Here is a 10915-nt window from a genome sequence, read left to right on the forward strand (position 1 = left end):
CGACGAGACGGGCCGACGCCCGATGGGCCCGCGTCACCCCGCCGCGCCGCCGCCCACCGGCGAGGACGCGGCGGCGGCTGAGCGGGGACGACCGCGAGCGGCCGACCACGGCGGGGTGGCCCGGCCGGTGGCCGGGGCGCGCGGAGCGGACGGAACGTATCAGAGCGGGCACCGACCGACGTCGGCTCTGACCGATCGCGACAGCGCTCTCACGGTCCGCTACCCGAGGGTGAACGGGTCGCGGGTCCCGCCCGACAGCTCCACCCAGACGGCCTTGGTCCGGGTGTAGGCGTCGACCGCCTCGATCCCGTTCTCCCGGCCGATCCCGGACTGGCCGAACCCGCCGAACGGCACACCGGGCGCCACCACCCGGTACGCGTTGATCCACACGCTGCCGGCCCGGATGCGGGCCGCCACCCGGTGGGCGCGGTGCACGTCCTTGGTCCACACCGCCCCGGCCAGGCCGTAGGGCGTGTCGTTGGCCAGCTTCACCGCCTCGTCCTCGCCCCCGTCGTCACCGCTGAAGGTGTAGGCCGACAGCACGGGACCGAAGACCTCCTCGCGCACGACGGTCGAGTCCGGCCCGACGCCGGTGAGCACGGTGGGCTTGACGAAGTAGCCGCCCAGTCCCTCGTCGGACGCGCCGCCGTAGGCGACGGTGGCGCCCTCCTCGGCGGCGGTCCTGAGGTAGCCCAGCACCTTCTCGTACTGCGCGGCGTTGGCCACCGGGCCCATCTCGGTCTCCGGGTCGTTGGGGTCGCCCAGCTTGATCCGCGCGGCCCGCTCGGCGACCAGCCGGACGAGCTCGTCGTGCACGTCGGCGTGCACGATCAGCCGGGAACCGGCCATGCACGTCTGCCCGGTCGCGGCGAACACGCCCGCGACGACGCCGTTGGCGGCCGCGGCGAGGTCGGCGTCGGGGAAGACGACCTGCGGCGACTTGCCGCCCAGCTCCAGGGTGACCGGGTTGAGGTTCTCCGCGGCCGCGCGGGCCACGGCGCGGCCGGTGGCCGTCGACCCGGTGAAGGCGACCTTGTCGACGCCGGGGTGCGAGGCCAGCGCGGCGCCGGTCTCCCGGGACAGCCCGGTAACGACGTTGACCACGCCCGGCGGGAACCCGGCCCTCGTCACCAGCTCGGCGAACCCGAGCGTGGAGGCCGGGGCGTGCTCGGACGGCTTGACGACGACGGTGCAGCCGGCGGCCAGCGCGGGTGCCAGCTTCCAGGTCATCAGCAGCAGCGGCGAGTTCCACGGGGTGATCGCGGCGACGACGCCGACCGGCTCGCGGCGGGTGTAGACGAGGTAGTCCGGGTTGGGCCCGGGGATCTGGCGGCCCTCCAGCTTGTCGGCCAGCCCGGCGTAGTAGTGGTACCAGCCGCCCAGGCCGGCGAGCTGGCCGATCATCTCCCGGTGCAGCTTGCCGGAGTCGTTGACCTCCAGCCGGGCGAGCCGCTCGGCGTTCTCCGAGATCAGCTCGGCCAGCCGACGCATCAGCGCGGCCCGGGCGAAGCCGGTGGCCCTGCCCCACTCGCCGTCGGGGACCACCGCCCAGGGCCGTCCGGTGTAGGGGTTCTCCGACTCGAACGTCGCGCCGGAGATCGCGCCGACCGCCTGCCCGCCGATCAGCATCGAGAACCGCGCCAGCTCGTCACCCATGCCCCGACCCTCCGTCCCGGCCGGCGCCGTCGCCGCCCGCGGCCATCGTGCTCCCCGTCCCACCGGCCGGGGACCCGGCGCCTGACCCTTCTGCGGGGTCCGACGCCAGCCACGCCAGCACGGCCGCGGTGTGCTCACCCGCCGCCGGGACCGCCCCCATCCGCGCCGCCCACGGCGCCGTGACCGGCGGCAGCAGCGCCTGCACCGGCCCCGCCTCGGTGGCCACCTCCCGCCAGCGGTCGCGGGCGGCGAGCTGGGGGTGCTCGGCGAACTCGGCCATGTCGCGCTGCTGGGCGAAGGCGATGCCGGCGGTCTCCAGCCTGCGCCGCAACTCGACCAGGTCCAGCCCGGCGAACACCTCGGCAATCAGCGCGTCCAGTTCGGCGCGGTGCGCGACGCGGGCGGCGTTGCCGGCGAAGCGGGGGTCGTCGGCCAGCTCCGGGCGGCGCAGCACCACCGCGCAGAACCGCTCCCACTCCCGCTCGTTCTGCAGCCCGACGTTGACCGTCTCGCCGCTGCCCACCGGCACCGGCCCGTACGGGGCGATCGTCGAGTGGCTGGCCCCCGCCCTGGCCGGGGCGCTGCCGCCGTAGCGGGCGAAGAAGTACGGGTAGCCCATCCACTCCCCCAGCGCCTCCAGCATGGAGACCTCCAGCACCTGCCCGCGCCCGGTGCGCCGGCGCTGGTGCAGCGCGGCGAGCACCCCGGAGTAGGCGTAGGTGCCCGCGGCGATGTCGGCCACCGAGATGCCGGCCTTCACCGGCTCGTCCGGCGTCCCGGTGACCGACACCAACCCGGCCTCGCACTGGATGAGCAGGTCGTAGGCCTTGCGGTCGGAGTAGGGCCCGCCGGCCCCGTACCCGGAGATGTCGCAGGCCACCAGCGTCGGGTAGCGCGCGACCAGCGCCTCCGCGTCCACCCCGAGCCGCTGCGCCGCCGCCGGCGCCAGGTTCTGCACGACCACGTCGGCCCGGGCGAGCAGCCGCTCCAGGGTGGCCGCGCCCTCGGCGGACTTCAGGTCGAGCTCGACGCTCTCCTTGCCCCGGTTGAGCCACACGAAGTGGCTGGACAGGCCGTGCACGGTGCGGTCGTACCCGCGCGCGAAGTCGCCCCCCGGCCGCTCGATCTTGATCACCCGGGCGCCGAGGTCGGCGAGGTGGCGGGTGGCCATCGGCGCCGCCACCGCCTGCTCGATGCCGACGACCAGCAGGCCGGTCAGCGGGCCGTCCGTGGGGGCTTCGGTAGCGCGCACCGGGCCAGTGTCTCCCCGGGCAGGGGTGAGCGGGCGGAGATCCACGTCTCCGGTGCGGTTCGAGGCCTCCGGCCCCTTGAGTGCCTCCGGCGCCGCCTCCGCAGCGGGCGACCACGGGTCCGGTCCCGGTCCCGCGGCCGGGGCGTCTTCGCAGGGGCAGCCAGGTCTTCGCAGGTGCCGTAGACCCTGCGAAGACCATGAGGACTCTGCGAGGAGGCCGACAGGGGTGCGTGGCGCCCTCCTCGGGCCGAGTTGGTCATGTGGCTCGGGGTCCTCGCAGACCCAGCGGTGTGCTCGCCGCCCGCCGGCGGAGGCCCCTCACACGCGGAGGCACTGAGAACGTCAGCTCAACTCCGTCGCCGCCGCCTCGAACTGGGCGTTGTACAACCGGTGGTACGCCCCCCGCTTCGCCAGCAGCTCGTCGTGGTTGCCCTGCTCGACGATCCGCCCGGCCTCCATCACCAGGATCAGGTCGGCGTCGCGGATCGTGGAGAGCCGGTGGGCGATCACGAAGCTGGTCCGGTCGGAGCGCAGCGCGGCCATCGCCCGCTGCACCAGCACCTCGGTGCGGGTGTCGACCGAGCTGGTCGCCTCGTCCAGGATCAGCAGCGACGGGTTGGCCAGGAACGCCCTGGCGATCGTGATGAGCTGCTTCTCCCCCGCGCTGACGTTGCTGCCCTCCTCGTCGATCACGGTGTCGTAGCCGTCGGGCAGGCTGCGCACGAACCGGTCGACGTAGGTGGCCCGGGCCGCGTCGAGCATCTGCTCCTCGGTGGCGTCGGGGTTGCCGTAGCGGATGTTGTCGCGGATGGTGCCGCCGAACAGCCAGGTGTCCTGCAGCACCATGCCGATCCCGGAGCGCAGGTCGGCGCGGGCCATCTCGGCGATGTCGACGCCGTCCAGGGTGATCCGGCCGCCGTCGAGCTCGTAGAACCGCAGCACCAGGTTGACCAGCGTGGTCTTGCCGGCCCCGGTCGGGCCGACGATCGCGACGGTCTGCCCGGGCTCGGCGACCAGGGACAGGTCCTCGATGAGCGGCGTGTCGGGCAGGTAGCGGAAGTCGACGTGCTCGAACGCCACCCGGCCGTGGCGCTCGGTGCGCACCGCGGGCTCGACGGGGTCGGGCACCTGCTCCTGCGCGTCGAGCAGCTCGAACACGCGCTCGGCCGAGGCCACGCCGGACTGCAGCACCGCGGCCACCGACGCGGCCTGGGTGAGCGGCTGGGTGAACTGGCGCGAGTACTGGATGAACGCCTGGACGTCGCCGAGGGTCATCGCGCCGGAGGCGATCCGCAGCCCGCCGATCACCGCGACGGCCACGTAGTTCAGGTTCCCGACGAACATCATCGACGGCATGATCGTCCCGGAGATGAACTGGGCCCGGAAGCCGGCCTCGTAGAGCTTCTCGTTCTCCTCGGCGAAGTCGGCCTCCACGGCGCGGCGCCTGCCGAACACGCGCACCAGCTCGTGGCCGGTGAAGGCCTCCTCGATCTGGCCGTTGAGGGCGCCGGTGTGGCGCCACTGGGCCACGAAGTGGCGCTGCGAGCGCTTGCCGATGCCCTGGGTCAGCCACAGCGAGATCGGGATCGTGACCAGCGCGATGAGGGTCAGCAGCGGGGAGACCACCAGCATCATCGCCAGCACGCCGACCACGGTCAGCACCGAGGTGAGCAACTGGCTCATGGTCTGCTGCAGGCTGGTGGAGATGTTGTCGATGTCGTTGGTGACCCGGCTGAGGATCTCGCCGCGGCGCTGCCCGTCGACGTAGGTCAGGGGCAGCCGGTTGAGCTTGTCCTCGACCTCCCGGCGCAGGTGGTAGATGGTGCGCTGGACGATGCCGTTGAGCAGGTAGCCCTGCAGCCACTGGAACAGCGACGCGCCCAGGTAGATCGCGACGACCCCGGCCAGCACCCAGGCCACCGCGGTGAAGTCGATGCCCAGCCCCGGGATGACGTCCTGGGCCACGATCAGGTTGGCCACCGTGTCCTGGCCGGCGGCGCGGGCGGCGTCGGCGGCCTCCTGGGTGCTCAGCCCGGCCGGCAGCTGCTTGCCGATCACGCCGGCGAAGACGAGGTCGGTGGCGTGGCCGAGGATCATCGGCCCGACCACGTTCAACGCGACGCTGACGACGCCCAGCGCGACGGTGACGACGACCCCGACGCGCTCCGGGAGCAGCCGGGCGGCCAGCCGCTTCGCCGAGGGCCCGAAGTTCGACGCCTTCTCGGTCGGCTGGCCGATGCCGGCCCACGGTGGGCCGCCGTTGCCGCCGCGCGCCTCGCGCATCTTGCGGGCGGTCTCGTTCGTCGCGGCGCCATCGGCCCCGGACGTCGGCGCCGCGCCGGTGGCGGCACTGGTCTCGGTGCTCATGCCACGGCCTCCACGCCGAGCTGGGACTCGACGATCTCGATGTAGGTGGGGCAGCTCGCCAGCAGCTGCTCGTGGGTCCCGGTGCCGACCACGGCACCGTCCTCCAGCACGACGATCTGGTCGGCGTCCACGATCGTGGAGACGCGCTGGGCGACGATGACGACGGTCGCGTCCGCGGTGACCGGGCGCAGCGCGGCCCGCAGCCGGGCGTCGGTGGCCAGGTCGAGCGCGGAGAACGAGTCGTCGAACAGGTAGATCCGCGGGCGCTTGACCAGCGCGCGGGCGATGGCCAGCCGCTGGCGCTGCCCGCCGGAGACGTTGGTCCCGCCCTGCGAGATCGGCGAGTCGAGCCCGTCGGGCATCGACCGCACGAAGTCGGCGGCCTGGGCGATCTCCAGGGCCTCCCACAGCTCGGCGTCGGTGGCGTCCGGGCGGCCCTGGCGCAGGTTGCTGCCCACGGTGCCGGAGAACAGGAACGGCCGCTGCGGGACGAGCCCGATCCGCGACCACAGCTCCTCCAGGTCGAGCTCGCGCACGTCGGTGCCGTCGACCTCGACCGAGCCCTCGGTGACGTCGAACAGCCGGGGCACCATCGACAGCAGGGTGGTCTTGCCGGCGCCGGTGCTGCCGATGACCGCGGTCATGGTGCCCGGTCGGGCGACCAGGCTGACGTCGCGCAGCACGGGGGCGTCGGCGCCCGGGTAGTGGAACCCGACGCGGTCGAACGCCAGCAGACCGGCCCGGCCCCGCGGGACGACCGGGGCGTCCGGCGCGGCCACCGACGACTCGGTGTCGAGCACCTCCACGATGCGGTCGGCGCACACCGCGGCGCGCGGGATCATCGTCGACATGAGCGTGGCCATCATGACGGCCATCAGGATCTGCACCAGGTAGGTGAGGAAGGCGGTCAGCGAGCCGATCTGCATGAGCCCGGCGTCGATGCGCTGGGCCCCGAACCACAGCACCGCCACGGTCGAGACGTTGAGCACCAGCATGACGATCGGGAAGATCAGCGCGAACAGCCGGCCGGCGGCGGTCGCGACGTCGGTGAGCTCGTGGTTGGCGCCGTCGAAGCGGCGGGCCTCGACCGGCTCGCGGACGAACGCGCGGACCACCCGGATGCCGGTGATCTGCTCGCGCAGGATGCGGTTGACCGCGTCGATGCGGTCCTGCATCTCCCGGAACCGGGGCACCATGCGGATGACGACCAGCCCGATCGAGACGAGCAGCACCGGCACGCACACGGCGACCAGCCAGGACAGCCCGACGTCCTCGTTGAGGGCCATGACCACGCCGCCGACGCACATGATCGGGGCGGTGACCATCATCGTCACGCCCATGACCACCAGCATCTGCACCTGCTGGACGTCGTTGGTGGTCCGGGTGATCAGTGATGGGGCGCCGAACCGGTTGACCTCGCGGGCGGAGAACCCGGCCACCCGGTGGAACACCGCCGCCCGCATGTCGCGCCCGACGCCCAGGGCGATCCGGGAGCCGTGGTAGACCGCGCCGACCGAGCAGGCGATCTGGATGAGCGTGACCAGCAGCATCCACCCGCCGGTGGTCACGATGTAGCCGGTGTCGCCGCGGGCGATGCCCTGGTCGATGATGTCGGCGTTGAGGCTGGGCAGGTAGAGCATCGCCATCGTGGCGACCAGTTGGAGCGCGACCACCACCCACAACGGGCCGCGGTAGCGGCGCAGATGGGTGCGCAACAGGCGCAGGAGCATCGTCAGTCGTCCCGTTCTTCGGTAGCCGTGCGGTGGGGATGGGGTGCGGGTGCGGGGCGCGCCATGCCGTTCAGCAGGATCCCGACCACCTCGGCGGCCGGCAGCGGGCGGCCGTCGGTCATCCTGGGGTGGATGCCGGAGAACGCCAGCAGCTGCAGCACGTGGGCGAAGTGGTCGGCGGGCACGGTGAGGCGGTGCTCGTCGTCGCCGATCAGGTCGACCACCGCGCGGCGGAACGCGTCGTTGCGTCCGGTCGGGCCGACCCGGGCGGGCTGACCGTCGCGCCGCGGCGGCGGGCCCGTCAGGCCGAGGGCGTCGATCAGCGCGATCGCACCGGCCACCCCCTCCTGCAGGATCACCGTGGCGGCGACCAGCCGCTCGCGCAGCGGCAGCCCGCGGTCGATCTCGGCCAGCCGGCGCAGGCCCGGGGTCGGGTCGAAGGCCGCGGCGGTGACCGCGCACATCAGGGCCTCCTTGTCGGGGAAGACCCGGAAGATCGTGCCCTCGGCGACGCCGGCCGCCTCGGCGACCTGGCGCGTGCTGACACCGGCGCCGTGGCGGAGCACCAGGGGCAGGGCCGCGGCCACGATCGCCGCCCTGCGCTCGGCGGGCGGCATGCGCGCCGCCCGTCCCGTCCTCGTGCCGGTGTCCACGGCGGCGAAGCTAATGAGTGAGCACTCATTAGCGCAAACCGGTTTCACCGCGGGCGTAAGCGGACATGCGGCGACACACATCGCCCACCCCCTCCCGAGCCCGACCGTCAGGGTCGCGGAGGACGCTAGGAGCTGGACCCGGCTTCAGGTCAAGCCGAGGCCGACCACGTGAACGGCCAGTTCGGTGGGGGCGCCGACCAGTGCGATCAGTGGCAGTGCCGCTCGTGGTGGCTGTGCGTGCGGTGCTCGACCTGCAACGTCGAATGGGCCAGCCCGAACCGTTCGCGCAGCAGCGCGGCCGCCCGGTCGAGCACGGAGCCGTCGCCGCAGCCCGGCCGCGCGGCGCCCTGGTCGACCACCAGGTGCGCCGACACCGACGGGGTGCGGTCGTTGATCGCCCACACGTGCAGGTCGTGGATGTCGGCCACGCCCGGCACCGCGCACAGCGCGGAGCGGACCTCGGACACGTCGATGTCGCGGGGAGCGCCCTCCAGCAGCACGTGCCCGACCTCGCGCAGCAGGCCGACGGCCCGCGGCAGGATCAGCGCGACGATCGCGAGCGAGGCCACGGTGTCGGCGTAGGGCCAGCCGGTGGTCAGCAGCACCACCGCGGCCAGCACCACCCCGACCGAGCCGAGCGCGTCGCCCGCCACGTGCAGCATCGCTCCGCGCATGTTCATGTTGGCCCGGTCGCCGCCGGCGAGCACGACGAGCGAGACCGCGTTGCCGACCAGGCCGAGGACGCCGACGACGAGCAGCGGCAGCCCGGGGACCTCGGCCGGTTCGACGAGCCGGCGCACGCCCTCGACGGCCACCCAGCCCACGACCACGACCAGCGCCAGCGCGTTGACCCCGGCGACCAGCACCTCCACCCGGCCCAGCCCGTAGGTGCGCCGCGGCGTCCCGGGCCGGGCGGCCAGCAGCGAGGCCACCAGTGCCGCGGCCAGCGCCGCGGCGTCGGTGAGCAGGTGGCCGAGGTCGGCCAGCAGCGCCAGGGACCCGGCCAGCGCCGCGCCCACCGCGCCGAGGACGGCGGTGACGAGGGTGACCACCAGCGCGATGGCCAGACGCCTGCGGTCGCCGCCGGCCGAGTGGCCGTGCCCGTGGCCGTGCCCCATGGCGGCCCTCCCGTCGTCCCGCGGCAATCATGCACGTCCGCGCATGCTCCAGGGAAGGGTTACCTCACCACGGGCCCGCCATACACTCCCCTGTCGGGATCCCGGCCCCGCCGGGAGCGACCTCAGGCCTCGTGCGCCATGTCGTAGCCGAAGTCGCCGTCGGCGGCCGGGTCCATGGCCGTGCCGCGGATCCCGGTGACCGGCGTGCGGCGGACCCGCTCGCCGATGGAGGGGACCATCGACCTGACCTCGTCGGCGAGGTCGTATCCGTAGTCGCCGGAGAAATCCTGCTCGACCATCGTGGGCCTCCTCGTGCTCGGGCGACTTTCCTCGACTGCTCACCGTGACGGCCCCCGCCGTCCGGCTTACCTGGATGCTGACCCGCCCGTGGCCCCGGGACAAGGATGTTCACCCTGCGGACGGCACCCCCCTTGGGGCCACCCGACCGGGTCTGGTATGGGAAACGATTCAGAAGGCCGTGATCGCGGGAATCCCGGTGTCACCAGCCGGTTCGCCGCCCACACGCCCACCGACCCCGATGTCACGGACCGTCACCGACGATCACGGCCCCATCGGGGCAGCCCGGGCCCGGCAGCATGATCACGTCGCGCGGGTCGCCGCCCGGACGCCCGGCGCGCGGTCGTCACGGTGAGTAGCCGCCCCCGGATCCCTTGTCGCGCTTCTCACACCCCCCGGTCGGCGGCGGGTCTTCGCAGGGGCGGTGTGGTCGGCGCAGGGTGCACAGCACCTGCGAGGACTACGGGGACTTTGCGAAGACGGCGTCGACCGCGGTGAGGATGTCCGCGAGCCGCCCCAGCGCGGCGAACGCGCGCTCGGCGCCGTCCGGGTCGGCGCCCTCGTGCAGCTGCAGGCCGACGAACGAGGCCACGACGGCCGTAGCCAGCCCCGCCACGTCGACCAGCCCCGCCAGCGGGCCGCCGTCCAGCACCCGGGTGAGGACCCGTTCCAGCTCCGCGGTCCACAGCGCGAGCCCGGCGGCCACCGCGGGCGCGAGCCGGGGCTGGGACTGCGCCCCGGCCAGCAGCTGGGCCAGCGCCGTGACGTGCCCGCCCGCGCGTTCCGCGGTGCGCATCTCGCGGGCGAGCGCGAGCAGCCCTCCGACGTCCCGCACGGCGTCGAGCCGCTCCCGGTAGGCCGCCACGCGCTGCTCGGCGCCCCGCCGGCAGGCCTGCGCCAGCAGCTCGTCGAGCGTGCCGAAGTGGTAGAAGACCAGCGCCTGGTTGACCCCGGCCGCCGCGGCGACCGCGCGGGCAGACGTCCGCGCGATGCCGTGCTCGACCAGCGTCGCCAGCGCGCCGTCGAGCAGCTTGTCCCGCGTCTCCCCGCTCATCGCACCGGGATCATGCCCTCGCCTCCTCGCGGACCGGGCGCAGCCCCGCCCGCAGGCCGTGCCCGGCCACGTCGACGTACTCCGCGGTGAAGCTGCCGTGGTAGCCGAACAGCGGCCCGAACCGCCGGTTGGTGACCGACACCCGGATCCGGAACACCCCGGCCCGGTCGTCGAAGCACTCGCGCACCAGCGCGTCGCCGCCCAGCCACGCCGGCACCCGCGCGCTGACCGGGCCCTCCCGGAACCGGTGCTCGACCGAGCGGATGACCAGCGCGCCGTCCGGGTCGGCGGACAGCCGCAGGTCGGTGGCCAGGTGCTGATGGGTGCCGAGGTAGTCGACGATGCCCCCGCGCTCGGCGCTGAAGACCATCGTCGCGTCGAACCGCTCCGGGCCGGCGGGGAACGCGAACGTCCGCACGAAGGTGACCGTCTCGCGGCCGAAGCCGTCGCGGTACGGCACGTTCTCGATCACGAACGGCAGGTCGCGGCCCTGGCGCGGCAGCAGGATGTTGCGGGTCGCGCCCAGGGCCAGGAGCGGGCGCACCCAGCCGCCTGCGTGCCAGACCCGCTCCATCACGCCGCGCCCCACGCAGGCCAGCCCGGTGTCCAGGCCGACGGAGAACCGCTGCCGCAGCCGAGGGTGCAGGCGGTCGAACTCCGCGCCCATCGCCCGCTGGAAGATCGAGGTCATCGGGCGGCCGCCAGCCGGCGCAGGACCGCGGGCGCGGCCACCGCACCGGGTGGGCGGCGCAGGCACCGGCGGGCCGACGGCCGCGCGGGCGCGGGTG

General features: G+C 73.9%; 9 protein-coding genes. All 9 read right to left on the reverse strand.

Annotated features, from left to right (window positions below):
- Positions 1 to 219: 219 nt before the first annotated feature.
- The 9 genes from KIK08_RS33855 to KIK08_RS33895 all read right to left on the reverse strand — a co-directional run bounded on the left by KIK08_RS33855 (position 220) and on the right by KIK08_RS33895 (position 10818).
- Complete coding sequence (locus tag KIK08_RS33855) at positions 220 to 1656, reverse strand: aldehyde dehydrogenase (protein WP_214407393.1); 1437 nt, start codon at positions 1654 to 1656, stop codon at positions 220 to 222.
- Positions 1649 to 2908: a CaiB/BaiF CoA transferase family protein gene (locus KIK08_RS33860; RefSeq protein WP_214407394.1), complete on the reverse strand. Its 1260-nt coding sequence runs from the start codon at positions 2906 to 2908 to the stop codon at positions 1649 to 1651. Before KIK08_RS33860 ends, KIK08_RS33855 begins: the two co-directional genes overlap by 8 nt.
- Positions 2909 to 3250: 342 nt before the next feature.
- The gene (locus tag KIK08_RS33865) at positions 3251 to 5275 is read right to left on the reverse strand and encodes an ABC transporter ATP-binding protein (RefSeq protein ID WP_408004774.1); all 2025 of its coding nucleotides are present in this window, start codon (positions 5273 to 5275) and stop codon (positions 3251 to 3253) included.
- Entirely contained in the window at positions 5272 to 7005 is a 1734-nt protein-coding gene (locus KIK08_RS33870) for an ABC transporter ATP-binding protein (protein ID WP_214407395.1), read from the reverse strand. The genes KIK08_RS33865 and KIK08_RS33870 overlap by 4 nt, the downstream gene beginning before the upstream one ends.
- A 2-nt stretch (positions 7006 to 7007) precedes the next feature.
- Entirely contained in the window at positions 7008 to 7658 is a 651-nt protein-coding gene (locus tag KIK08_RS33875; RefSeq protein ID WP_308258060.1) for a TetR/AcrR family transcriptional regulator, read from the reverse strand.
- Between the two features lie 206 nt (positions 7659 to 7864).
- Positions 7865 to 8776 (reverse strand): cation diffusion facilitator family transporter, encoded by a 912-nt coding sequence (locus KIK08_RS33880; protein ID WP_214407396.1) that lies wholly within the window; start codon positions 8774 to 8776, stop codon positions 7865 to 7867.
- A gap of 122 nt (positions 8777 to 8898) precedes the next feature.
- Positions 8899 to 9075: a hypothetical protein gene (locus tag KIK08_RS33885; RefSeq protein ID WP_214407397.1), complete on the reverse strand. Its 177-nt coding sequence runs from the start codon at positions 9073 to 9075 to the stop codon at positions 8899 to 8901.
- 458 nt (positions 9076 to 9533) lie between these two features.
- Positions 9534 to 10127: a TetR family transcriptional regulator gene (locus KIK08_RS33890; RefSeq protein WP_214407398.1), complete on the reverse strand. Its 594-nt coding sequence runs from the start codon at positions 10125 to 10127 to the stop codon at positions 9534 to 9536.
- A gap of 10 nt (positions 10128 to 10137) precedes the next feature.
- On the reverse strand, positions 10138 to 10818 hold the full coding sequence (locus KIK08_RS33895; RefSeq protein ID WP_214407399.1) for a DUF4166 domain-containing protein: 681 nt from the start codon (positions 10816 to 10818) through the stop codon (positions 10138 to 10140).
- Positions 10819 to 10915 lie beyond the last annotated feature (97 nt).

The organism is Pseudonocardia lacus, from assembly GCF_018531445.1.
Lineage (GTDB): Bacteria > Actinomycetota > Actinomycetes > Mycobacteriales > Pseudonocardiaceae > Pseudonocardia > Pseudonocardia lacus.

Bases quoted from the DNA above. Each gene is read 5' to 3' on its own strand.
- KIK08_RS33880 (WP_214407396.1), bottom strand. From the start codon at position 8,776: ATGGGGCACGGCCACGGGCACGGCCACTCGGCCGGCGGCGACCGCAGG.
- KIK08_RS33895 (WP_214407399.1), bottom strand. From the start codon at position 10,818: ATGACCTCGATCTTCCAGCGGGCGATGGGCGCGGAGTTCGACCGCCTG.
- KIK08_RS33890 (WP_214407398.1), bottom strand. From the start codon at position 10,127: ATGAGCGGGGAGACGCGGGACAAGCTGCTCGACGGCGCGCTGGCGACG.
- KIK08_RS33870 (WP_214407395.1), bottom strand. From the start codon at position 7,005: ATGCTCCTGCGCCTGTTGCGCACCCATCTGCGCCGCTACCGCGGCCCG.
- KIK08_RS33885 (WP_214407397.1), bottom strand. From the start codon at position 9,075: ATGGTCGAGCAGGATTTCTCCGGCGACTACGGATACGACCTCGCCGAC.
- KIK08_RS33865 (WP_408004774.1), bottom strand. From the start codon at position 5,275: ATGAGCACCGAGACCAGTGCCGCCACCGGCGCGGCGCCGACGTCCGGG.
- KIK08_RS33855 (WP_214407393.1), bottom strand. From the start codon at position 1,656: ATGGGTGACGAGCTGGCGCGGTTCTCGATGCTGATCGGCGGGCAGGCG.